Origin of the sequence: Burkholderia sp. JPY481 (assembly GCF_038900515.1) — a bacterium.
In the GTDB taxonomy this organism is placed as follows: Bacteria; Pseudomonadota; Gammaproteobacteria; order Burkholderiales; family Burkholderiaceae; genus Paraburkholderia; species Paraburkholderia youngii.
The window spans coordinates 161819-186516 of the sequence record NZ_JAYMRT010000006.1 but is presented as its reverse complement, the minus strand read 5'-3'; the positions used below and the strand labels follow the sequence as shown (position 1 = coordinate 186516).

Below are 24698 nucleotides of genomic sequence, written 5' to 3'. Positions count from 1 at the left end.
CGACGCCATGGATTCGCATTTTCAGCTGTATATCGACGGACAGTTCGAACCCGGCGCCGCCACGTTCGCGAGCGTGAACCCGGCCACCGGCAAAGCATGGGCGCAGATGCCCGAAGCACGCACCGAGCAGGTCAACCGCGCGGTCGAGGCGGCCAATCGCGCGCTCACCGATTCCGCGTGGGCCGGCCTCACCGCGTCGGCGCGCGGCAAGCTGCTGTACAAACTGGCCGGGCTCGTCGAGAAGGCTGCGCCGCGACTCGCTGAAATTGAAACGAACGATACCGGCAAGATCATTCGCGAGACCTCCAGCCAGATCGCCTACGTCGCCGAGTATTACCGCTACTACGCCGGCATCGCCGACAAGCTCGAAGGCAGCAGCATTCCCGTCGATAAGCCGGACATGCAGGTGTGGCTCGAACGGCAGCCCGTCGGCGTGGTCGCCGCGATCGTGCCGTGGAACAGCCAGTTGTTCCTGTCCGCCGTCAAGCTCGGACCGGCGCTCGCCGCCGGTTGCACGGTCGTGCTCAAGGCGTCCGAGGAAGCGCCGGGGCCGCTGCTCGAATTCGCGAAGCTGGTGCACGAAGCCGGCTTCCCGCCGGGCGTCGTCAATGTGATCACCGGCTTCGGGCCGGAATGCGGCGCGGTACTCAGCGGCCATCGGAAGGTCGACAAGGTTGCGTTCACGGGCGGCCCGGAAACTGCGCGGCACATCGTGTCGAATACCTCGAACAACCTCGCGAAGGTGTCGCTCGAACTGGGCGGCAAGTCGCCCTTCATCGTGTTCGCCGATACCGATATCCAGAGCGCCGTGAACGCGCAGGTCGCGGCCATCTTCGCGGCGAGCGGCCAAAGCTGCGTGGCGGGCTCGCGGCTGCTGATCGAAGCCTCCGTGAAAGAGCGGTTTCTCGCCCTGCTGGTGGAGCGTGTATCGCGCATCCGCGTGGGTTCGCCCAACGAGATGTCGACCGAGTACGGACCGCTTTGCACCGAGAGGCAACTGCGCAACATCGAGAAGGCCGTCGCGAACTCGGTACGCCAGGGCGCCAGGGTACTCGCCGGAGGCAACGCGCTCGCGCGCGACGGCTACTACTACGCGCCGACGATTCTCGACTGCACCGGCGTAAGCAACGCCGACAGCATCACGACGGAGCTGTTCGGGCCGGTTCTTTCGGTCGATACGTTCACCACCGAGCAGGAAGCGATCGACAAGGCGAACAGCACCGCCTACGGTCTCGCCGCGGGCATTTTCACCACCAGCCTGACTCGCGCGCATCGCGTGTCGAAGCGCGTACGCTCGGGGATCGTGTGGATCAACACCTATCGCGCGGTGTCGCCGCTGGTGCCGTTCGGCGGCTTCGGCCTGTCTGGCCACGGCCGCGAAGGCGGCTTGGCCGCGGCGCTCGAATACACGACGACGAAGTCGGTATGGCTGCGCACCTCGGACGAACCGATCAGCGATCCGTTCGTGATGCGCTGAGTCCAACGCGCGGTCCATTCCCCCGCAGCACCGTTTCAAAGCCATAGAGGGCAACGCCATGTCACGTCTATCGAACGTGGCATCGCGCACGCCTGTGCGATAAAGATGGAGACACTATGAAAAGCCCGTCGAACGACAACAGCGTTCTGGCCATTGAAAGCAACTCGATCGAGTACGTCGCTCCGTCGGATCGGCACGGCAAACCGGTCGATCTTTTCACCCTGTGGTTCTGCACGAACGTCGCGCCGCTCGCGGTGATTTCCGGTGCGACTTCCGTACTCGTCTTTCACCTCGATGTGGTGAGCTCGATTCTCGCGATCGCCGCCGGCCAGTTCTTCGGCGCGGTCTTCCATGCGCTGACCTCCGCGCAAGGCCCGCTAGTCGGCGTGCCGCAGATGATTCAAAGCCGCGCGCAGTTCGGCCGTTATGGCTCGCTGCTCGTGGTCGGCTTCACCACGCTGATTTATCTCGGCTTCTTCGTCTCGAACATCATCCTCGCGGGCAAGACGCTGCACACCGCTGTCCCTGTGGTACCGGTGGCGCTTGGCACCGTGCTGGGCGCGATTCTCGCCACGCTGGTCGGCGTTATCGGCTATCACTTCATCCACCGCTTCAACAAGGTGGGCGCATGGTTCATGGGCGGCGCGCTGGTGATCGGCATGATCATGATGGCGCCTGGTCTCGACGCGCGAATTCTTCAGCAAGGCCATTTCGATCTGTCGAACTGGTTCGCGATGTTCGGACTTTGTGCCGTCTGGCAGATCAGCTTCGCGCCCTACACGTCCGACTATTCGCGCTACCTTCCGGCCACCACCGGCTTTATGAAGACCTTCGCGTTCACGTATTTCGGCACGTCGCTCGGCACGATCTTCGCGTTCCTGTTCGGCGTACTTGCGATCAGCACCAGCCACGCCACCGATGCGATGCAAGCCATCCGCACGCAAACCGGCCTGTTCGGCTACGTGCTGATCTTGCTGTTCCTGGTCAATATCATCGGCCACAACGGCATGAATCTGTATGGCGGCGTGTTGTCGTTCATTACCGCCGCGCAAACGTTCCGTCCAAACTGGGTGCCGGGCCGCAACGTTCGCATCGTCGTGTCGACGGTGCTGCTGATTTCGTCTACCGTCACTGCGTTGTGGGCTTCGAGCAACTTTATCGCGATCTTCCTGACCGCGATCTTCGCGATGCGAATCGTGCTCGCGCCATGGGTAGCGATCAATCTCGTCGACTTCTACCTGATCAGCAACCGGCGCTACCGCGTGTCGGAAATCATCAGCAGTAACGGCGGCGTGTACGGTTCGTTCAATTTCAAGGCCATCGCGATTTACGTCTTCGGCATCGCGGTTCAGGTCCCGTTCATGGAGGAGAGCTTCCTCCACGGTCCGTGGGCATCGATCATGGGCGGCGCGGACGTCTCGTGGATCGTCGGACTGGTGGCGACGGCAGTGACCTACTACCTGTTTGCATCGAACGACGGCTCGCGCGCCCGCCATACTTCTCCGGCAGGTGTTCCCGCTGCCGAGTGAGCGGACCCAGCCTTCGACACCGCCGCCCTCCCTACGAGCCCATTGCGCGTCGCCATTCCCGCGACGCGCGCCATCACATCAACGATCCCGTCACGCAGGCGAGCTTTCGGTGTTCAGCTTCGACACCGCACCCGTCTGCTCGTCGTAGCGGTAGCCTTGTTTCTCGAGGTGAGCGGTGATCGTTTCGACGATCACTTGCTGCTGGATCTCCTTGCGCAGCAATTCATGCTCCGGCTTGACCTGACTGAGTTCAGCGGAAAGCCGGCGGCTCAAGGTCGCTTCGCCTGCGCCGCGGGCAAGAACGACCACCATTTTTTCATTCGCCTGAGTCAGCTGCTGCTTCAGTGCGTTCGAGTAGTCGGACCATTTCCTGACGGTCTCCCGTGCTTCGGCAATCGCGGCGGCATGCGCTTCCGCGTCGCGCGACATCTGCGCCTTCAGTGCTTCGAGTTCCTGCGAGTCGACACCCGCCGACGACGCCGATTCCACGTCCTCGGCCTTCTCGCTCGCCGCCGCGCTTTCGGCCAGTTCGGCCGCGCGCTGCTGCTCCGCGTCGGCACGTTCCTGCGCTTCGGACAAGCTGGCCGACAACCGCGCGATTTCGGAGGCGTCCGCATCGCGCTCATCGCTCAGGGTGGCGATTTGCGTCTGGGCATTCTGCAATTCGAGCGCGGCGGCATCCCGTTCGGCCTGCGCGCCCGCGATCTCTTCGCGTCGAGCCGCATGCGCTTCCTGCTCGGCCTGCAGCTCCGCGCGAATCGCTTCGAGCTCGCTCTGAAGACGAGCGACCGCTTCGGCATGCTCCGCTTCCTGCGCCGCGCGCTCTGCTTCGCCTGCCGGCGTTTCGACAACCGGCTCAGCCGACTCGCTCGCCACCTCGCCTTCGCCTGCGGCATCGCTCCCGTCGCCCGCAATCGCTCCACGCCCGGCGGCCTGTTCCGCGCGCTCCAGTTCCGCTTCGAGGTGCGAAACGCGCTCGGCCAGCTCCTGCGCGCGCTTCTCGGCTGCGTCGGTGCGTTGCACCGCGAGCGCGATGTCCTCTTCCAGCCCGGCCACGGCATCGACCTTCTCGTCGTAGGCTCGGGTCATCTTGTCCAGCTGGACTTGCAGCGCATCCAGTTCCTGGACGGTGGTTTGCAGTTCGGCGAGCGCTTCGTCGCGCTCGTTGCTGGCGTCTTCGACACGCTGGCGCATCGCGGCGAGGCGTCGCGCCACCGAGCGTTCCGCTTCGTCCTGCGCCGACGTCCACAGCCGGTCGAGCGCTTCGCGCATGGTGTCCGTCACGGTTTCCGGCAAAGCAGGACGTTCGACGACCTGCGGCACCCGCGCGGCGCGCGTTTCGCGCCACTTGCGCAATGCCGCGGACACCGCGACCACCGAACCGCTATGGACTTCGGACCAGATGGCTACGGGGGACACCTTTTGGCCCTCGTCGGCCATCCGGTTTGCGATTTCAGCTACGAGTTCGTCCGTGATCGTAATGTTGCTTGACATGTCTGCCTCGACAAAGTGCACGTGGTGACGAATACCGTTTCGTCGTCCGGGAGGCAGCCGCACGCTGGGACTCGCCTCGTATAGCCACCAATTGTCGGCTACCTGGCTGGCGGCCAATCGGTCGAAAAGCCGAGGTTACGGGGAGGTATTCACGGGATTGGCGCGCGGCCTTGCGGCGTCCGATCCGCGTGATACGACGAACGCACGAGCGGCCCCGCCACCACTTCGACGAACCCCATCTTCAAACCTTCATCGCGCAGCATGTCGAAAGTCGCGGGCGGCACATATCGCCGCACCGGCATGTGATACCGCGACGGCGCGAGATACTGACCGATCGTCAGCACGTCGACGTCGTGCGCGCGCAGATCGCGCATCGTCGCGAGCAATTCGCCGTCGGTCTCGCCAAGGCCGGCCATTAGCCCGGATTTGGTCAATACCGCCGGGTTCTGGCGTTTCGCGCGCGACAGCAGTTCGAGCGAGCCGCGATAGTCCGCGCCGGCCCGCGCCGCCCGATACAGCGACGGCACCGTCTCGATGTTGTGATTGAAGACGTCCGGCCACGCGCCGGACAGCGCATCGAGCGCGCGCTCGATGCGCCCGCGAAAATCCGGCGTCAGGATTTCGACGCGAATTCCCGGTACGCGCTCGCGCACGAGCTTGATACAGCGCGCGAAGTGCGCGGCGCCGCCGTCGCGCAGATCGTCGCGGTCCACCGATGTAATCACGACGTAGCGCAGCCCGAGCGCCGCGACGGCGTCGGCGAGCCGCGCGGGCTCGTCGTCGTCGAGCGCTTGCGGCCGGCCATGCGCGACGTCGCAGAACGCGCAGCGCCGCGTGCAGATCCCGCCCATGATCATGAATGTCGCGGTGCGCTGCGCAAAACACTCGCCGATGTTCGGACACATCGCCTCCTCGCAGACCGAATGCAACTTGTGCTCGCGCAGCACCGCCGCCACGCCCGCGACGGTTTCGCTCATCATCGGCCGAGCATGCAGCCAGGGCGGCTTCGGCAAGACGGCCGCATGGTCCGCCGGCACGATCTTCACCGGAATGCGGGCGAGCTTGTCGCGATTGCGCTTGCCATGCTGGCCAAGCGCCGTGAAGCTGTCGGTAGGACAAGCGGCGTCCATCGCGGTTATCCGAAGAACTCGTTGAGCAGGCGGTTCACGTCCGATGCAGCCTCCATCTGCACCATGTGCCCCTTGCCGTCGATCACGTGCACGCGCACCTGCGCAGGCAGCCCTTGCGCGTGCGCGGCCGGAATGATCTGGTCCTGCGCGCCCCAGATCACCAGCGTGCACGGCGCGAGCGTGTCGAGCCGGTCGCGATAGACGCGGCTTTGCACCCCGCCTTCGAACGCGGACGCCGCAATCTTGCGCAGCGCGTCGTTCACGCCTTCGAGCCGCTTGTACTTGACGATGTCTTCGACCAGTTGCCGCGTGACCAGCGATCCGTCGGCGAACAGCTTCACCAGATGCGGCTTCAGCGTGTTGCGGCTGCTGCCCGAGACGAAGCCTTCGATGTACTCGCGGTTGATCTCGTCGCCGAGCCCCGCGCCCGCGATCAAGGCCAGCGACGCGACGCGTTCGGGCGCCTTCGCGGCAACCGTCATCGACACGGCGCCGCCCATCGAATGGCCGACCAGATGCGCGCGCTCGATGCCCCGGTCAGCGAGAAACGCGATCACGCTGTCCGCCAGCTCGTCGAGGCTGCCCGTGTCGAGCGCCTTGCCCGACTCGCCATGCCCCGGCAGATCGAGCGCCCACACGGCGCGGTGCGCGGCGAGATCTGCATGGTTGAATAGCCAGTTGTTCAGATCGCCGCCGAAGCCGTGGATCAGCACCGCGGGCGTGCCGCCGTCGCCGATCTTCAGGTAACGCACGGTGCGCCCGCCGATCTGCGCTTTTTCCGGCTGCGGTCCCGCGTCCGCGGCATCCGCGGCGGCCGGCACGAAGTCGCGCTGGAACGCCTCGACGGCAGCATCGATGTCGGCGTCGGACGTCTCGGCGTCCGCGACGACGCCGAGCAACGCGCCGATCGGCAGCGTGTCGCCCTGCTGCGCGATCTGCCGGCGTAATGTGCCGTCGAAAGCGCACTCGACGCCCGACGAAATCTTGTCGGTCTCGACGTCGAGTATCTCGTCGCCCTTCGCGACCTTTTCGCCGACCTCCTTCAGCCAGCCGTTGACCTGCCCCTGCTCCATCGACAGCCCCCACTTGGGCATCGTGATCATGTGAATCGGCATTGCTCAGCTCCTTACTTTCCGCACGGCCGCGGCGATGTTTTCCGCCGACGGGATATACAGGTCTTCGAGCACGCCTGCGAAAGGCGCGGGCGTATGCGGCGCGGTCACGAGTTCGATCGGCGCCTTCAGCGAATGGAACGCGCGCTGCGCGACCAGCGCGGCGATATCGGTCGCCATCGAGCAGCGCGGATTCGACTCGTCGACCACGACGACGCGCCCGGTACGCTCGGCGCTTTCCAATATCGTTTCCTCGTCGAGCGGCGAGGTCGTGCGCAAATCGATCACCTCGGCCTGGATGCCCTCTTTCGCGAGCTTTTCGGCGGCATCGGTCGCGTGATGAACCATGCGGCCATAGGTGACGATCGTCGCGTCGTCGCCTTCGCGTACCACGTTCGCTTCGCCGAACGGAATCGCATACGACTCTTCCGGCACGTCGCCCTCGCGGCCATACAGCAGTTTGTGCTCGCAGAAGATGACCGGGTCGTTGTCGCGGATCGCCTGGATCAGCAGACCCTTCGCGTCGTACGGCGTCGACGGGCACACCACTTTCAGGCCGGGTACGTGGGTGAACAACGATGTCAGCATCTGCGAGTGCTGCGCGGCCGCGCGCAGGCCCGCGCCCTGCATCGTGCGAATCACGACCGGCGTCACTGCCTTGCCGCCGAACATGTAGCGAAACTTCGCGGCCTGATTGAAGATCTGGTCGAAGCACACGCCCATGAAATCGATGAACATCAGCTCGGCCACCGGACGCATCCCGCATGCGGCCGCACCGACCGCCGCGCCGATGAAGCCGCCTTCGGATAGCGGCGTGTCGAGCACGCGCCCCGGATACTTGTGAAAGAGCCCTTTCGTCACACCGAGCACACCGCCCCACGCATCCTGCTCGCCTGGGGACCCGGCGCCGCCTGCGTTGTCCTCGCCCATCACGATGACGGTTTCGTCGCGCGCCATCTCCTGGCTCAGCGCTTCGTTGATCGCCTGCGAAAACGTGATCTTCCGTGCCATGACTGTCTCCTGATTGAATGGTTCGCGCTGTGGATTACGGATAGGACACGTAGACGTCGGTCAGCAGGTCAGCGGCGGTCGGCAGAGGCGCGGCCTTCGCTTCCGTCACCGCGCCGTCGATCAACTGCTTCACCTCGGCATCGACGCCGCGCAATTCGTCGGCGCTGAGCATTTCGGCGCGAACCACGCGCTCCTCGAAGCGCTTCAGGCAGTCTTTTTCGTCGCGCAGCTTCTGCACCTCACCAGGTGCGCGATAGGTTTGCGCATCGCCTTCGAAGTGACCGAAATAGCGGGACAGCTTGACTTCGACGAGCGTCGGGCCACCGCCGCCGCGCGCCCGCTCGATCGCGGCGCCGAGCGCCTCGTGCACCGCGAAGAAATCGAAGCCGTCGACGATCACGCCGGGCATCCCAAAGCCGCTCGCGCGGTCGGCGATGTTGTCGGCCGCGACCGACCACGTCGACGAGGTCGCCTCCGCATAGCCGTTGTTCTCCGCGACGAAAATCGCCGGCAGGCGCCAGACGGACGCCAGATTCATCGATTCGAAGATCACGCCCTGGTTCGACGCACCGTCGCCAAAGAAGCACACGCCGACGCCGCCGGTCTTCTTTAGCTTCGCGGCGAGCGCGGCGCCGCACACGAGCGGACCGCCCGCGCCGACGATCCCGTTCGCGCCGAGCATCCCTTTCGACAGATCGGCGATATGCATCGAGCCGCCTTTGCCACGGCACACGCCGGTGCTGCGGCCGTAGATTTCCGCCATCATGCCGCGCACGTCCACGCCCTTCGCGATGCAGTGGCCATGACCGCGGTGGGTGGTCGCAACGTAATCCGCGTCGTTCAGATGCATCATCGTGCCGACCGCCGACGCCTCCTCGCCGGCATACAGATGCACGAAGCCGGGTATCTCGCCGGTCGCGAATTCGACGTGCAGACGCTCCTCGAACTCGCGGATCGTGCGCATCATCCGGTACGCTTCCAGCAGCTTTTCCTTGCTCAACTGCGTCGAAACAGACATGGTGTGTCTCCTTGGAATGATCTCGATGGTCACTGCTACTTCAGCCGGCTTTGCTTCCAGCGTTCGCTTCCTCCTTTGATTACCTCCGACGCGCCGCCGCTTCGCGCATCAACTGCCGCGACGCGCAAAAGCGCAGCGTGCGGCCGACATCGACCGTGAGCGGTCCCGCCCAGTCGAGCGCGATCTCGTAGCGGTCGTCGCGTTCGAGCTCGATCTCGCGCTCGCCGTCGAAGGCGAGCGTTCCTCGTTCGGTATGCAGCGGCGTCCAGCAGCCCGCTTCGAAGCGCTCGCAGGTGCGCATCGTCACCTGATCGACACGGCCCGGTGCGAGCGGCGCGAAGATCGGCACGCCGGATTCGCCCGCGCGCGCGAACGTCAGATGCAGCCCGTACGGCGCCCCGCGCTCGACCGGCGCCCACGCGCCGCCGATCGACGACAGGCCGATGCCGTCCGGCGCCGCGAACGTCAGAAACAGCGCTTCGAGATCCGCCGGCTCGCAGACTGCCCGCGCACCGACGAAACGCTGCCGGCTCACGCACACATCGACCAGCGCGATTTCCTCGCGTCCCTTGTTCGGGCCCGCGACACAGCGGACCACGAGACGCTTGTTGCGCGTCAGCGCGACCTCGGGCGGCACGAGCCCGGAAGCGGCGAGCGCGCCCGCGAGGCCCGCCACCGTCGCTTCGCGCATTTCTGGAAATGCGTTGTTGGTGCCCGTCGATAGCGTGAGCAGCGGCACGTCGCCGCAATGCGCGGCCACCGCGCGATGCGTGCCGTCGCCGCCGAGCACCGCGATCAGATCGACACCCGAGCCGACCATTCGCGCGACACCCGCGTGGGTGTCCGCCGCGCTGTCCGTGATCGGCAGTTCGAGGAATTCGACCTTCGGCCAGGGCTGCGGCTCGGCCACGGCCGCATGGGTTTCGAGCGCACGCAGCACCAAGGCGGCGACACCGGTGCGGTCGCGCAAGGTCAGCACGCGAGCGACACCGAGCATGCCGAGGCCCGCGAGCAGGCGCACGACCATGTTCGCTTTCTCGGCGGTCGGAAACACCGAAGCGTGGGTGGTGAGGCGTCGAATATCACGGCCCGATGCCGGGTTCGCGATCACGCCGACGGTGATGGGGGATAACACTGGCTTGTCTCCTGTGCGCGAGTTGCGAAGCGGACTTGCTGGGTGAAGCGCGCTCGCTTTTGCGCTTGCTATCGCGTTTGCTTTCGTCTGCCAGCGATACTGCAAAGGTCGGGCCAGTTGCTTGCGTGCCGTGCGCACGCGCCGGAAGCGCCGTGTCCAAAAGGCAGACGCGGAGAATCGGCGTTTGCGGCCGCTTTCATCAGACCTGCGCCGCGCAGTTCACTGTGTCTCACGAGCGCGCTTCGCGACGCGGAGCAAGGCTCGACGCACGTCGCGGCGCTTGCGCGGCACCGCGCCAGACAAGGGTTTGCGCGATGCGACCTGCGTCTCGCCAGTCTCTGAGACGTTCGTCTCACGCGGCTCGAGTGCTGCGCCGCAATGTGATTGCCCGTTCCGGATGTGCTACAAGACAGGGACTCGCCCTACTCGGTGTCGCTCGCCTGGAGCCGGCCATGCCCTATGTTTCTCAAACGCAGCACGTCGATCGCGTACGCGGGGCCATCGAAGGACGCTTGCCCGCGCCAGCGAATTCGCCGCGCCTCGTGTCGTCGTGGCAACGCTCGTACGAGCAGTACCGGCTCGACCCCAGCTCCGCGATCGGCCCGCGCGTGCTGTCGTCCGCCGAGCTGCGTGAAGTCCAGGGCAAGGAGGAAGCCTTTCTGCGCGCGTCGGGCCAGTGCCTGACGCGGTTGCACGAAATGATTAGCGTCGCCGACTATTGCGTGATGCTGTCCGACGCGCACGGCGTCACGATCGACTATCGGATCGACCGCGACCGGCGCAACGATTTCAAGCATGCGGGGCTGCATATCGGCTCATGCTGGTCCGAGCGCGAAGAAGGCACCTGTGGCATCGCGAATGTGCTCACCGATCTCGCGCCGATCACGGTGCACAAGACCGATCACTTCCGCGCCGCGTTCACGACGCTCACGTGCAGCGCTTCACCGATCTTCGCGCCGACCGGCGAATTGATCGGCGTGCTCGACGCCTCGGCGATCCGATCGCCCGACAACCGCGACAGCCAGGGGCTGGTGTTTCAGCTGGTGCGGCAAAGCGCGAGTTTGATCGAGGACGGCTACTTCCTGAACCAGACCGCGCAGCACTGGGTGCTGTTCGGCCATCAAAGCCGCCATTTCGTCGAAGCGCAACCCGAAGCGCTGATCGCATTCGACGAATGCGGCAACATCGCCGCCGCCAACCGCAAGGCGCATGAGAGCATCGCGGGCCTCGACGGTCCGCGCCACATCGACGAGATATTCGACACGTCCGAGGTCCGTCTGCACGACGTCGCGCGCACCGACATGATCGTGGCGCTGCGGCTGCGCTCGACCGGAGCGATGCTGTATGCACGCATTCGCGCGCCGATGAGACGCGCGGCTCGCCCGCTCGTCACGACACGGCCGGGCGATCTGCACGCCGATAGCAGCATCGGCGCAATGAGCCGCTTTCTGCACAGCTCGGACGAACGAGTCGCGCGCAACGCGGAAGTCGCCTTGCGGATCGCCGGCAAGCGGCTGCCGGTTCTGCTGCTCGGCGAAACCGGAGTCGGCAAGGAGGTGTTCGCGCACGCGGTGCACGACTCGGGTTCGCGGCGCACGCGGCCGTTCGTCGCGGTGAATTGCGGCGCGATTCCGGAGCCGCTGATCGAGAGCGAGCTATTCGGTTATGCGCCTGGCGCGTTCACCGGCGCGCGCAGTCGCGGCGCGCGCGGCAAGATCGCGCTCGCGCATGGCGGCACGCTGTTTCTCGATGAAATCGGCGACATGCCGCTCGGCCTGCAAACACGGCTGCTGCGCGTGCTCGCCGAGGGCGAAGTGGTGCCGCTTGGCGGCGACACGCCGGTGCGCGTCGATATCGACGTGATCTGCGCGACGCACCGCGATCTGATGCAGATGGTCGATGCCGGATCGTTCCGCGAAGATCTTTACTATCGCCTGAGCGGCGCGACGCTGCGGATACCGCCGCTGCGCGAGCGCACCGACATCCGCGATGTGATCGATACGGTGTTCAACGAGGAAGCACAGGCGGCCAGCCACGTGCTGATGCTCGATCCGCAATTCGCCGACCGTCTTGCCGCTTTCTCGTGGCCCGGCAATATCCGGCAGTTGCGCAACGTGTTGCGCTATGCGTGCGCGGTCTGCGATTCGGCTCGCGTCGAATTGCGGCACGTGTCGCCGGACTTCGCCGCGCAACTCGCGCCCGCTGCGACACCGGCTCTCGGGGCGGACTCCACGTCGCCAGCGAGCGCCGACGACGAGCGGGCACGCATCGTCGCGGCGCTCACGCGTTGCCAGTGGCGGCCTAACGCCGCCGCGCAGGCGTTGGGCATATCGCGCGCGACGCTGTACCGGCGCATTGCGCGGCTGGGCATCGTCGGGCCGCATCGCGCATAGGCGGCATCACAGCGGCACTTTGCACGCACGGCCTCGAATTCGAAGGTTGAGTTCGGAGCAGGAACTCGCAGCGAGACGCGATCTCTTACTGGGCTGCGCACGCGGCTCGGCACTGCTGTCGATCTACCGGTAGCGAAAGGCGGCGGCCAGCCAGGTCCGCCGCTGCCCACACCTCGCCCGATTCCCACGCCCTCACCCAGCGAGTGAAATCTTTCCGCAGTTCATCCATTGCGAGCGAAAAGATTTTATTTCCGCACCACCCTGCTCCCACGCACAACTTGTGCCGACAGACAGCCATGACTTGCCGGACTCAGTGATCGGTCGCAGCAACGAAAGACCATCCACTACCGCACATCAAATGTCCTGAACGGCTCACGCGACGCACTCGCGACCCGCAGGACTCCCCATCTCTCTCCAGATTTTCTCGTGGGCCGCCTCGCGGCAGCCCGCGCTATTGTCATGATTGGACGACGTCAATTTCTTGGCTGTCTTACTGCGTTCGGCGGAAGCGTCGTATTGAGCGCGTGCGGCGGCGGTGGTGGTAGTAGTGGTACGCAGGATACCGGCGGTTCTCCCACGGGCAATTCCGCCAGTCCGTCGGGCACGGCGGCAGCACCGTCCACCGGCACGGCAACCTCCGGCATCGCGGCCTCGACGGGCACGACCGGCACCACCAGCTCGAGTATTGCGCCCTTGACAGGTAGCGCGACCACCGTGGCGAACGGCTCGTCGCCGGCGCCATCGAATGGAACGGGACCCGCCGATACGTCCGGCTCGACCTCGGGCGACAGCTCCGGCTCTGGATCAGACCCGAACTCGGGGTCGCCCGGCAACGCTTCGAACGCTTCGCCGCAGAACACGACGATCCCGCCGGCGACGGTGATCATCGACGGTCAGAACGCGTCGTGGACCCTGGTCGGCGGGTCTGTCTACCGGAACGGCATCGCGGCGGGCAACACCTACAACGTCTCGTTGATCCTCTGGTACGGGAATGCGATCTATCACGTGGGAACCGGCGGTCAGTTTTACGGATGGAATGGAACGACATGGCGCGCGTGCAACGACCCGCGTTTGGGCGGCACCTCGGCCGACGGCGCGATGATCCCACCCGCGACGTATCTGATCGACAAGGCCGGCTCGATATGGACCGTCGTGAACGGCGTCGTGTACCGCAACCGCAGTGCCGTCGGCACGATGTCGAATGCAGCGCTGCTGCTGTGGCACGGCGGCAAGTTCTGGGCACAATCGACCGGCGGTCAGTTCTATGTATGCGGCGATGCCGATCAATGGTTGCCATGCAACGATCCGCGCATCGCGACCGCGGCACCGGCCGGCTCGTTTCACGGTATCAACGGGCATTACGACTACCTGTATTCGACCTCAGATATCGTATCGATCATGCAAGCCCTCGGCTGCTCGACGTACCGGCTCAGCTGTACGGACTACGCACCGCAACTCGCCAAGGTCCTGGCGTTGGCGCAAGCATTCCAGCCGGCGGGCTTGAAGCTTTTCGTGCTGGTCGACGTCGGCATCTACGACGGTAACGGCAACCTGTTCACGAGTGAATCGGCGGCCTATACGCGGGGCTTCAATTGCGCGGTGACGGTCGCGTCGGCATTGCAACCCCACGGCGTGACCATGTATGAATGCGGCAACGAACTGACGCGCGCGAACGGGATCATTCTCGACTCCACCAGCGCGGGAACGAGCCTGGCCGACTTCAACAACGCGAACTGGCCGCTGATGCGCGGTGCGATGCGCGGCATGATCGACGGAGTGAAGTCGGTGCAGGCGGACGCTAAGTGCGGCGTCAACTTCTGTGTTGCGGATACCGGCGCATCCGACGCTCTGTGGGATGGCAAACAGCCCGATGGCACGAGCGGCCATCCGACCGTGAAATGGGACCTGACTACGTGGCACAACTACGAGGTGTACGGCGACATCTTCGACATCGGCACCGACGGGTCCGGCCCGGGCTTCGATTTGCCCACCTATTGCAAGGCCCGCTATGGCGTCCCCTTCATGATCTCGGAATGGAACACTGGGCCCGAGAAGAGCGAGGCATACCGGGCCAACTACATCAGCTCGCGTCTGCTCAGTTACTATCAGGCGAGAAAGACGAAGAACATCCAATCGGCGATGTATTACGAGCTCGATAGCGGGGACTCCACTTACGGCCTGATGATCAACGGCACGGCGCTTCCGCTTCCGTATAACGCGTTCGCGAGCTTTGTCGCGAGCCATGTCGATAGCTGAGCGTATGTCGCGACGCGTACTTTCCGATCGCCTTAAACAAGGAGAATGGCCAATAACTGACCGGCGGTCGCAATAACGACAGCCAGTTCGACCGGATTGGCCAGAAGAAGGCCGAGAAAATCTGAATCGATAGAGCGCGCGCGCCAGGTCCCGACAAAACCGACCGAGAGAATCAGCCCGAATAGAAGGTCGAAACCAAATCCTGCGGCGATCCATTTGTTATGTCTGACGACATGCTCAGCGAATGCGAACATTGCCAGAAAGGCGATTTGGGATATAAGAACAACCAGTACCGCAATATACTGCTGATCATCCTTTTTCATTGGCTGGCGGATATCCGGTTGCTCGAACCCGCTACGACCTCCTCGCTCGTCTGGCCGAACTTCGGCAATACGGGCGCCTACGGGACAGACGCCCGCATGCCTCAAGTACGAAGTGGGCTCCGGCTTCGGTCGTGGCCTGAGCGCTGTCAGTGCCAGGCCACGACCGACTGTGACCGTCGTACCCACTCCATTCGCGGCGCAACCGTTATTCGACCGCCTCTCCGTGCAGCACCAGATCCAGTCCTTCGCGCTCTTCTTCCTCGGCAACGCGCAAGCCCATCACCGCGTCGATTACCTTGAGCAGGACAAACGAAACCACCCCGCTATAGATCAGCGTCGTCGCGACACCCTTGAGCTGCAGCAGCACGTCACCGTCCGCGCCACCGATGTCCTTGACCGCGAACACGCCCGTCAGGATCGCGCCGACGATCCCGCCCACGCAGTGCACGCCGAACGCGTCGAGCGAATCGTCGTAGCCGAGCTTGTGCTTGAGCCACGTGGCCGACCAGAAGCAGACCACACCGGCAACGATACCGATCACCAGCGCGCCGACCGTGCCGACGAAGCCCGACGCCGGCGTCACTGCCACCAGACCCGCGACCGCGCCCGACACGATACCGAGCACCGACGGCTTACCCTTGGCCGCCCATTCGGCGAACATCCACGCGAGCGCCGCCGCGGCGGTCGCCACCTGCGTCGCGAACATCGCGAAGCCGGCACGGCCGTCCGCCGCTACCGCCGAACCCGCGTTGAAGCCGAACCAGCCGACCCACAGCATCGCGCCACCGATCAGCGTCAGCGTCAGGTTGTGCGGCGCCATGGCTTCCTTGCCGTAGCCGACGCGCTTGCCGAGCACCAGACAGCAGACCAGACCCGCGATACCGGCGTTGATGTGCACCACCGTGCCGCCCGCGAAGTCGAGGATCCCCGCGCTAGCCAGCCAGCCGCTCGGTTCCCACACCATGTGCGCGATCGGCGAGTAGACGAGGATCGACCACAGCGTCATGAACACCAGCATCGCCGAGAACTTCATGCGGTCCGCGAACGCACCGGTGATCAGCGCCGGCGTGATGATCGCGAAGGTCATCTGATAGACGAAGTAGACCGTCTCGGGGATCGTCGGCGCGAGATGGCTGACGGTCAGCGTCGTGGCCTTGTCGCCCTTGATGTAGTTCATGCCCGTCATGAACACGCGCGAGAACCCGCCGATGAACGAGCCGCCCGGCGTGAACGCGATGCTATAGCCGATCACGGTCCAGACGATCGTCACGACACAGGTGATCGCGAAGCTTTGCATCAGCGTCGCGAGCACGTTCTTCTTGCGGACCATGCCGCCGTAGAACAGCGCGAGGCCCGGAATCGTCATGAACAGCACCAGCGCGGTGGAGGTCAGCATCCACGCGGTGTCGCCGGAGTTGATCTTCGACGAATCGACCGAGAACGGTGCGGTCGGCGCGGCCGGCGCCGATGCAGCGGCATCTGCCGCGGGAGCCGCGGACGCTTGCGCGACCGGCACGGAGGCGGCCGCGGGTGCCGACGCGTCTTGCGCGAATGCGGGGCTCAGCCCGCCCGCGAGCAATGAGCCCGCCATCAACAAAGTCATCAACAGTTTGCGCATCTCTCTTTCCTCTTGTCCGAATGTCTTTATAGGGCGTCGGCGCCGGTCTCGCCGGTGCGGATCCGGATCACCTGCTCGATCGGCGTCACGAAGATCTTCCCGTCACCAATCTTGCCCGTACGCGCCGCACGCTCGATCGCTTCGATAGCCTGATCGACGATGTCATCCGGGACGGCGACCTCGATCTTCACTTTCGGCAGGAAATCGACGACGTACTCCGCGCCCCGATACATCTCGGTGTGGCCCTTCTGACGCCCAAAGCCCTTGACCTCCGTCACCGTGATTCCAGAGACGCCAAGCGATGACAAGGCTTCACGAGCCTCATCAAGCTTGAATGGCTTGATGACCGCAGTTATTAGTTTCAATTTGCCTCTCCGTTGATCGCCCATCCCGATGCTGGCCTACGATGACCGTGGCTCAGCGCGCGGGGACGTTCAAAGCAACTGTCATGCCATTTGCACGAACGGTATTGGAGCGGGAGAGTTATCGGAGGCGCCGCGCGTTGGGTTTTACGGCGATCAGATGGATGTTGAGAGGAACGGAGCAGGATTGGGTGGCGGGACCGTCAGAAGGCTTCTTCGCCGAATGCGGCATGTACCCAGGCACCATGTGCGAGCGCGCTTTCCTTAGTCCGCCCAAGATGGGGCATGCGTGCACGGTTCTGTCGCTCGCTATTACAGATTCATTAATCGAAGCTTCCAGGTTTCCACTCGCAGGCCCGGCACTCGCGAACGCCTAAAGGGCCGAGGATGGCTGTGGTATGGCTCGACCGCTTTTCCTTATCCGCACGCCCTATGATGGCAACTCAGCAGAACACGGAAACGGCCAGATGGTCGCATTGCTTGCGCCTGATCGTCGTTCAGTCGACAGCGCATACGCTACCGCGTTGGCAAACACAGATTCTTGCGAAGGCCCTCCCGGTTTGCGCGCGCACTATCACCCGAACTATTACGGCGCGTATTTCCGCGACCCAGAGGGAAACAGGATTTGCGTGTGTTGTCACGATCCAGTGACTCAGTAGAAATCACAAAATCTCCTACTCGGTGAAAGCAAGTGGTATAGCGGCGGAGCCGATCATCTACAACTACGTTCGCAGCTATAGCTCAGGCATTGGAGTGCGCATAGCTATTCCGGCAGAGCCATGCGCACATGCTTTGGAAACACGCGCTAGAGAATACTGTCCAGCGCCTTGGCGAACCTGGCGACCGAACCTTCGACGTCATGCAGTTTGTCCAGGCCGAATAATCCTACGCGGAAGGTTTTGAAGTCGTCAGGCTCGTCACATTGAAGAGGAACACCGGCCGCGATCTGCAAACCGGCATCGGCGAATTTCCTGCCGGATCGTATGCCGTCATCGTCCGTATAGCAGACCACGACGCCCGGAGCCTGAAAACCTTCGGCCGCCACGCTTTTGAAGCCTTTGTCGCTCAGTAGTGAGCGAATGCGCTTGCCGAGTTCGAGCTGCTCTGCCCTCACTTTGTCGAGGCCATATGCTTCGGTTTCCTTCATGACGTCGCGCAGCGTCGCGAGACTGTCCGTCGGCATCGTGGCGTGGTACGCGAACCCGCCGTTCTCGTACGCTTCCATGATCTGCAGCCACTTGCGAAGATCACAAGCGAAGCTGGTGCTGGTCGTCGCGTCGATTCGTTCGCGGGCGAGCGGGCTGAGCATGACCATGGCGCAGCAAGGTGACGCGCTCCATCCTTTTTGCGGTGCGCTGATCAGGACATCGATGCCACTCGCCTGCATGTCCACCCAGATCGTGCCGGAGGCGATGCAATCGAGAATGAACATGCCGCCGACCGCATGCACGGCGTCGGACACCGCGCGCATATAGGCATCGGGCAGCATCACCCCGGATGCGGTTTCGACATGCGGCGCAAACACCAGGTCCGGCTTGTGTTCCTTGATCGCAGCGACCACTTCTTCGATCGGAGCCGGGGCATAGGCGGCCTGCCTTCCCTCGCCGACCGGGCGCGCCTTCAACACGATCGATTCAGACGGAATGCCGCCCATGTCGAAAATCTGCGACCAGCGGTAACTGAACCAGCCATTGCGGATGACCAGACACTTCCTGTTCGTCGCGAACTGCCGGGCGACGGCTTCCATGCCGAACGTCCCGCTGCCGGGGACGATCACGGTCGACTTCGCGTTGTAGACTTTTTTCAGGGAGGCGGAAATATCGCGTACGACGCCTTGAAAGAGCTCCGACATATGATTGATTGATCGGTCGGTGTACACGACCGAATATTCGAGGAGTCCCTCGCGGTCGACATCGGGAAGTAAACCTGGCACGTTCGCCTCCAGTAATTGACGAGTAAAAGAATCGAAAACAGATTCTAACGAAAGCTGCCCGCGACGGCATCGGCCGGGACGCCTCTGTTACCCATCCGGCTGACGCCGATGGCCTCGTCTCAGCCGCTTCTCACGGGAAGATCGGCGTCGTGGGCTCCGCGCCCTCCAGATCGGCCTTCGGTACATGCTGCGCGACCATCTGCTCGATCTCCTGTTCGCGCGATCCAGGCACGTCGGCCATGATCAGGAGCTGGCCGTCACGTATCGCGCCCCGAAAGCGCTCGAGTTGTGCGTTCGGTTCGCCGACGCCGATCATCGCGGCCGTCCAGGCCCCGAAGCCGGCACCCGCCAACGTCAATGCGACGACGGCTCCGCCCGCAATGGCGAGCTCCGCGGGAGGAAACGCCAGCGCCACGAGGCCAACGAGCGCTCCGGTCGCACCGCCGAGCGCCACGCCGCGTTCGAGCGAGTGCACGACATCGCTGCTTTGCAGCAAAGTTGCCTCGGGTAACTCTTCGAGTGCGACGCTGTGATTCGCGAGAACATGGATATGCCGCCATGTGATTCGCGAGCGCAGCAAGTCGTCTACGATCGCCTTCGCCGTCGTCGTGTCGGGTGCGAGGAAATAAAGACGTCTCATCTCGATCCTCCCATCAATCAAGGCGTCCGCCAACGGGACGATGCTGTTTATCGTACGCCTGACGCAGGCGATACTGTGGGCGGATGATCACTGCTGTATGCCAACCTACAAATCCAGAAAATTCTCTTGAACACGTATGGTTAAGCATAAATCTGCTGCCAGACTATTTCGCGTAGTTCCGCAAATCATGCAGATCTACGGTCCACAGTCCACATTACGTTAGGCGTCCAATCGGAGGGAAACGATGACACGCGTTCGCGTTCAGGGCTTCACCATCTCGCTCGACGGATACGGTGCAGGTCCGAATCAGGACATCAATAATCCGCTCGGCATTGGCGGGACGGAATTGCATCAGTGGCTAGTCCCAACCCGCACTTTCCAGCGAGCCTTGTTCGGCAAGGACAACGGTACGACGGGGGTTAACGATGATTTCGCCGCCCGCGGCTTTCAGAATGTCGGGGCCTGGATTCTTGGCAGGAACATGTTCGGCCCCATTCGTGGGGAATGGCCGGACACAAGCTGGAAAGGCTGGTGGGGAGACAGTCCGCCGTATCACGTCCCGGTCTTCGTCCTGACCCATCATCCGCGTGCCCCCATCGAGATGGCGGGCGGCACGACGTTCCACTTCGTCACAGGGGGCATTCGCGAGGCGCTCGACCGTGCACGCGAGGCCGCTGCCGGAATGGACGTGCGGATCGGCGGTGGGCCGCAGACGATCCGGCAGTATCTCCGCGAGGGCCTCATTGACGAACTGCACATTGCTATCGCGCCGGTCCTGCTCGGCCGGGGAGAATCGCTGTTCGAAGGGGTCGACTTGCGGGCTCTGGGATACGAATGCGTTGAATTCGTAGCGTCGGAGAAAGCGGCCCATGTCATTTTAAGGCGCCAGGGACACACGGACACCTAACCCGGTCTTGTCCCGCATACTTCGATGAATCGCCCCCGAAAGGATCGACATGGATGCCAACCTTGCACGCTCCTGGTTGACCTGGAGCGCGCCTGCCGCCGCTGCGCAGGCCGCCGGCCGCCCGCTCGTGGCGCTGGAATCGACCATCATCGCCCATGGCATGCCCTACCCGGAGAACGTTCGCACCGCGCGCGAAGTGGAGGCCTTGATCCGTGACGCGGGCGCCGAACCGGCGACGATCGCGCTGATCGGCGGTCGAATCCGCATCGGTCTTTCAGACGACGAACTGGAAATGATCGGCCATTCCGACCACGTGCATAAGGTCAGCCGCCGCGACCTTCCGGCCGTCCTCGCTGGCGGCGGCCTGGGCGCCACGACCGTGGCTGGCACGATGATCTGCGCGGCGTTGGCCGGCATCGAGGTCTTCGTCACCGGAGGCATCGGCGGCGTACACCGAGGTGCACAGGAGACCTTCGACATCTCGGCCGACCTGCAGGAACTCGCGAAGACCTCGGTCGCGGTGATCTGCGCCGGTGCGAAGTCCATCCTGGACATCGGGCTCACGCTGGAATATCTGGAAACCCACGGCGTGCCGGTGCTCAGTTGCGAACAGGACAATTTTGCGGCGTTCTACACGCGTGACAGCGGCTTTCGCGTGGACTTCAGGCTGGACGACGCGGCGGAGCAGGCACGTTTCATCCGCACCAAGTGGGACCTCGGCCTCGACGGCGGTGTGGTGTTGAGCACGCCAGTGCCGGAAGCGGCAGCGATGTCGTCCGAAGAGATCGACGCGCTGACCCAGCAGGCGCTCGACGAGGCCGCTGCGCAAGGAATCACCGGTAAGGCGGTGACCCCCTTCCTGCTGGCGCGCATCAAAGCGTTGACAGGCGGGCGCAGCCTCGCGACAAACATCGCGCTCGTAAAGCACAATGCCGAGGTCGGCGCAAAGCTGGCGCTCGCGTTGGCACGCTCGAACCGCGGGTCGGGCGCGGTGTAACCGCGTGCTATCTTTGACGAATTCGAAACCTTCCTGTCAGGACGGTGCTCGTGGACGTCGCCGTATGGCTGCACAGCCTCGGAATGGAGCGGTATGAACCGGTGTTTCGCGAGAACGCCATCGACGCCGACGTGCTCCGCAATCTCACCGCCGACGATCTGAAAGAACTGGGTATAGCGTCGGTAGGTCATCGCCGCAAACTGCTCGCCGCGTTGAGTGAATTGCGGGCGCAAACCGAACCCCGGCACAGCGCCGCGAGCCCAGCCGAGGCGAAGGGCGAACGACGGCAAGTCGCCGTCCTTTTCGCCGATCTCGCCGGCTTCACGCAGATGAGCCGTGAAGTCGACGCGGAGGAAGTACTCGCCGTGCTCGAACGCTACTTCGAGCAGGCTGACCGCACCATCGAGCAGCACGGCGGGCACGTCGACAAGCATGTCGGCGATTGCGTGATGGCCGTATTCGGCGCGCCGGTCTCGCATGGAAACGATGTCGAACGCGCCGTGCGGGCGGCACTCGCGATCAGGGACGGAATGCCCGGCCTATCGCGTTCTCTCGGCCGCTCCATCTCCGTGCATATCGGCATAGCCGGCGGCGAAGTCGTCGCAAGCGGCACCGGCAGCGTGACTCACCGCGAATACACCGTCACCGGCGACACGGTCAACCTCGCCTCGCGTCTCACGGATGCGGCCGAGGCCGGGCAGATCCTGATATCGGAAACCGTGCGGCGCCCGCTGGCTGACCGCCTCGACTGCGCCGAACGCGGCGCGTTGTCGGTCAAAGGCTTCGCGGAAGCGGTCACGGCGTGGTCTATTGCCGCCCTGCTGCGCTCACGCCCGGGCCGGCCGTTGGTCGGCCGGCATCGTGAGATGCAACAGTTTCGAACCGTGCTCGATTCGTGCCGTGAGACCGCGGCCGGACGCACCGTACTGCTGCGCGGTGAGGCCGGAATCGGCAAAACACGGCTGGTCGAGGAATTCGAACGCGCGGCACGGGAGTCAGGATTCCTTTCTCATACGGGCCTCGTGCTCGACTTCGGTGCGTCAACCGGACGTGGCGCAATTCAGTCTCTCGTGCGCGGCCTGTTGGCACCCGACGGTTCAACTAATCGAGATACGAGTGCCACCGGCGTCGAACACGCGCTCGATGCCGGTTTGATCGACGCTGGAGACGCGCTGTTTCTCGAAGATCTGGTCGATGTGCCGATGGGGTTCGAGGATCGGGCGGTCTACGAAGCCATGGACAACGAAATGCGCGTTCGCGGCCGGCGCAACGCCCTCACCCGGCTCGTCCAGCGCGCGAGCCGCCAGCGGCCTCGGGTACTGGTCGTCGAGGATATTCACTGGTCGGACGAATCGACGCTCCGCGACCTCGCCGGACTGTCGGCAACGATGGCGCAATGTCCGGCCGTACTCGTGCTGACCGCGCGGACGCACGGCGATTCGAGCGAGGAGCCATGGCGCGCGGCGATCGGCGAGCCGTATTCGCTGATCGATCTGGGTCCGCTGAGCACCGGCGACGCGCAAGCGATGGCCAGATCGTTCCCCGCGGCGCAGGCGGATCTGGCGGGACGCTGCATCGCACGGGCGGCCGGCAATCCGCTGTTTCTCGAGCAGTTGCTGAACGATGCGCAAGACGGTCAAGGGACAGGCGTGCCGGGGTCGGTGCGAAGCCTCGTACAGGCGCGACTGGATCGACTCGATCCGGCCAATAAGACAGTGCTGCAGGCTGCCTCGGTGCTCGGCCAGTTGTTTGAGAAGGATGCAGTCGATTTTCTCGTCGATGGCGACGGCGCTAGCGCCGATGCCGGTGTTGCGCTGGAACCGCTCGTGATCGGTCTGCTGTTACGACGTCAAGGCAGCGGATTCATCTTCCATCACGCACTCATTCGCGACGCCATTTATGACGGGCTGCTGAAAAGCCGCCGCCGCGATTTGCATCGACGCGCCGCACAGTGGTACGGCGAGCGCGACCTCGTGCTGCGGGCCGAACATCTCGATCGCGCGGGAGACCCCGGGGCAGCGCTCGCCTATTGCGACGCAGCGCGGGCGCAGGCGTCCGGCTACCACCATGAAACCGCGCTGCGGCTTGTCGAACGCGGGCTCGATCTCGCGGATCAACGTAGCGAGCGCGCCGCACTCGAGTGTCTGCGTGGCAACGTCCTGCATGACCTGGGTGACATGAAGTCGGCGCTCCATGCATTCGAAACCGCCCTCGAATTCGCGACGTCCGACGCGGAGCGTTGCCGCGCATGGATCGGGCGGGCGACTGTGAAGCGGATCATCGACGATCTCGACGGTGCATGGGCCGACCTCGATCATGCCGCCGAAGCCGCCCAAGGCCTTGCGCACGAACAGGCGCGCATTCACTTCCTGCGCGGCAATCTGTGTTTTCCGCGCGGCGATATCGACGGTTGCGTGCGTGAACACGGACGCAGCCTTGCCCTCGCGCGCGACGCGTGTGATCCGGAACAGGAGGCGGCCGCACTTGGCGGCCTTGGCGATGCAGAGTACATGCGCGGGCGGATGATCAGCGCCCACGAGGCCTTCAGCCGTTGCATCGAACTCTGTCAATGCCATGGCTTCGGACGCATCGAGGTTGCCAATCTGCCGATGCGGGCCATCACCACGTGGTTTACCGGCGAAGCCGCGAGCGCCCTCGACGCCGCCCTCGCCAGCGTCGCCGCGGCGCAGAAGGTGGGTCATCCCCGCGCGCTTGCCGTCGCACATCATGCGGCATGGCACTGCCTGCACGATCGCGCGGAGTGGGATCGCGCGTGGGAGCACGTGGCTCCTGCGCTACAGTGCGCGCGCGAGCTGAAATCGAGGCGCTTCGAAGGTGAAGCGCTTGCATTTAGCGCGGAAATGCATCGTGTCGCCGGCCGTCAGCGCGAAGCGCGCGCCGATATCGAAGCGGCGCTGTCGATCAGTCGCGAGACCGGCATGAACTACCTGGGCGCGGCTTATCTCGGCGTGCTCGCGCGCACGACGGACGACCCCGTGGTCTTCGCACAGGCGCTCGCGGAAGGCGAAGCTTTGCTCGCTGCCGGTGCGGTGAGCCACAACCACTTCCTCTTTCGACGCGATGCGATCGATGCATGCATCGACCGCGAACGCTGGGATGCGGCCGCGCATCATGCCGCGGCCCTTGAAGACTACGCGCGCCGCGAACCATCGCCCTTTTCTGCATTTTTCGTGGCGCGCGCACGGGCGCTCGTCTCTTATGGCACTGGCAATCGCGATCCCGCGTTGCTGAAGGAACTGCGGCGGCTACGGCAGGAGGGCGGCAGCCTGGGTTTCCTTTATGCGCTCCAGACGATCGACGCTGCGCTCGCGGACGAGGCGGATCGAGGACGATGAGTTCACC

The 24698-nt window shown here is 64.2% G+C and carries 18 protein-coding genes and 1 pseudogene; 8 read left to right on the top strand and 11 right to left on the bottom strand.

What is annotated here, in order from left to right; translation table 11 throughout:
- Positions 1-7: 7 nt before the first annotated feature.
- Entirely contained in the window at positions 8-1477 is a 1470-nt protein-coding gene (locus tag VSR82_RS17230; protein WP_498857951.1) for an aldehyde dehydrogenase, read from the top strand.
- Between the two features lie 116 nt (positions 1478-1593).
- The gene (locus VSR82_RS17225) at positions 1594-3006 is read left to right on the top strand and encodes a purine-cytosine permease family protein (protein ID WP_429462557.1); all 1413 of its coding nucleotides are present in this window, start codon (positions 1594-1596) and stop codon (positions 3004-3006) included.
- Positions 3007-3096: 90 nt separating this feature from the next.
- Here the strand turns inward: VSR82_RS17225 and VSR82_RS17220 are convergent, their stop codons facing one another.
- The 6 genes from VSR82_RS17220 to VSR82_RS17195 form a co-directional block, all read right to left on the bottom strand.
- The gene (locus VSR82_RS17220) at positions 3097-4500 is read right to left on the bottom strand and encodes a DNA-binding protein (protein WP_429462559.1); all 1404 of its coding nucleotides are present in this window, start codon (positions 4498-4500) and stop codon (positions 3097-3099) included.
- 149 nt (positions 4501-4649) lie between these two features.
- Positions 4650-5630 carry a lipoyl synthase gene (lipA, locus tag VSR82_RS17215; RefSeq protein ID WP_429462561.1) on the bottom strand — a complete coding sequence of 327 codons (981 nt, stop codon included), beginning with the start codon at positions 5628-5630 and terminating at the stop codon, positions 4650-4652.
- Positions 5631-5635: 5 nt separating this feature from the next.
- Entirely contained in the window at positions 5636-6745 is a 1110-nt protein-coding gene (locus VSR82_RS17210; RefSeq protein WP_429462563.1) for an acetoin dehydrogenase dihydrolipoyllysine-residue acetyltransferase subunit, read from the bottom strand.
- 3 nt (positions 6746-6748) lie between these two features.
- Positions 6749-7753 (bottom strand): alpha-ketoacid dehydrogenase subunit beta, encoded by a 1005-nt coding sequence (locus tag VSR82_RS17205; protein WP_429462565.1) that lies wholly within the window; start codon positions 7751-7753, stop codon positions 6749-6751.
- Positions 7754-7787: 34 nt separating this feature from the next.
- Entirely contained in the window at positions 7788-8771 is a 984-nt protein-coding gene (locus tag VSR82_RS17200; RefSeq protein ID WP_013094295.1) for a thiamine pyrophosphate-dependent dehydrogenase E1 component subunit alpha, read from the bottom strand.
- 79 nt (positions 8772-8850) lie between these two features.
- Positions 8851-9906, bottom strand: coding sequence for an ATP-NAD kinase family protein (locus VSR82_RS17195; protein WP_368583882.1), 1056 nt, complete (start codon positions 9904-9906; stop codon positions 8851-8853).
- Positions 9907-10358: 452 nt separating this feature from the next.
- Between VSR82_RS17195 and VSR82_RS17190 the strand changes: the two genes are divergently transcribed.
- Both VSR82_RS17190 and VSR82_RS17185 read left to right on the top strand, forming a co-directional pair.
- A complete protein-coding gene (locus VSR82_RS17190; protein ID WP_429462569.1) occupies positions 10359-12299 on the top strand; it encodes a sigma-54-dependent Fis family transcriptional regulator in 1941 nt (646 codons plus the stop codon).
- 459 nt (positions 12300-12758) lie between these two features.
- On the top strand, positions 12759-14555 hold the full coding sequence (locus VSR82_RS17185; protein WP_498857950.1) for a hypothetical protein: 1797 nt from the start codon (positions 12759-12761) through the stop codon (positions 14553-14555).
- A 32-nt stretch (positions 14556-14587) separates the two neighbouring features.
- On the opposite strand, the gene VSR82_RS17180 is transcribed toward VSR82_RS17185, so the two are convergent.
- The 3 genes from VSR82_RS17180 to VSR82_RS17170 form a co-directional block, all read right to left on the bottom strand.
- Positions 14588-14878, bottom strand: coding sequence for a hypothetical protein (locus tag VSR82_RS17180; RefSeq protein WP_429462573.1), 291 nt, complete (start codon positions 14876-14878; stop codon positions 14588-14590).
- 205 nt (positions 14879-15083) lie between these two features.
- The gene (locus VSR82_RS17175; protein ID WP_429462575.1) at positions 15084-16496 is read right to left on the bottom strand and encodes an ammonium transporter; all 1413 of its coding nucleotides are present in this window, start codon (positions 16494-16496) and stop codon (positions 15084-15086) included.
- 26 nt (positions 16497-16522) lie between these two features.
- Complete coding sequence (locus VSR82_RS17170; RefSeq protein ID WP_368583888.1) at positions 16523-16861, bottom strand: P-II family nitrogen regulator; 339 nt, start codon at positions 16859-16861, stop codon at positions 16523-16525.
- A 392-nt stretch (positions 16862-17253) separates the two neighbouring features.
- Here VSR82_RS17170 and VSR82_RS17165 point away from each other — a divergent pair.
- Positions 17254-17517, top strand: a pseudogene (locus VSR82_RS17165) (VOC family protein); the annotation flags it as partial.
- 146 nt (positions 17518-17663) lie between these two features.
- Here VSR82_RS17165 and VSR82_RS17160 read toward each other — a convergent pair.
- Both VSR82_RS17160 and VSR82_RS17155 read right to left on the bottom strand, forming a co-directional pair.
- Positions 17664-18791: an aminotransferase class V-fold PLP-dependent enzyme gene (locus VSR82_RS17160; protein ID WP_429462577.1), complete on the bottom strand. Its 1128-nt coding sequence runs from the start codon at positions 18789-18791 to the stop codon at positions 17664-17666.
- Between the two features lie 130 nt (positions 18792-18921).
- Positions 18922-19431 carry a DUF1269 domain-containing protein gene (locus VSR82_RS17155; RefSeq protein ID WP_429462579.1) on the bottom strand — a complete coding sequence of 170 codons (510 nt, stop codon included), beginning with the start codon at positions 19429-19431 and terminating at the stop codon, positions 18922-18924.
- 244 nt (positions 19432-19675) lie between these two features.
- On the opposite strand from VSR82_RS17155, the gene VSR82_RS17150 reads away from it, so the two are divergent.
- The 3 genes from VSR82_RS17150 to VSR82_RS17140 are packed head-to-tail and all read left to right on the top strand — an operon-like array spanning position 19676 to position 24691.
- The gene (locus tag VSR82_RS17150) at positions 19676-20338 is read left to right on the top strand and encodes a dihydrofolate reductase family protein (protein ID WP_498857949.1); all 663 of its coding nucleotides are present in this window, start codon (positions 19676-19678) and stop codon (positions 20336-20338) included.
- A 49-nt stretch (positions 20339-20387) separates the two neighbouring features.
- Positions 20388-21335, top strand: coding sequence for a pseudouridine-5'-phosphate glycosidase (locus VSR82_RS17145; RefSeq protein WP_429462583.1), 948 nt, complete (start codon positions 20388-20390; stop codon positions 21333-21335).
- Between the two features lie 50 nt (positions 21336-21385).
- Positions 21386-24691, top strand: a complete 3306-nt coding sequence (locus VSR82_RS17140) for an adenylate/guanylate cyclase domain-containing protein (protein ID WP_498857948.1) — start codon at positions 21386-21388, stop codon at positions 24689-24691.
- Positions 24692-24698: the final 7 nt, after the last annotated feature.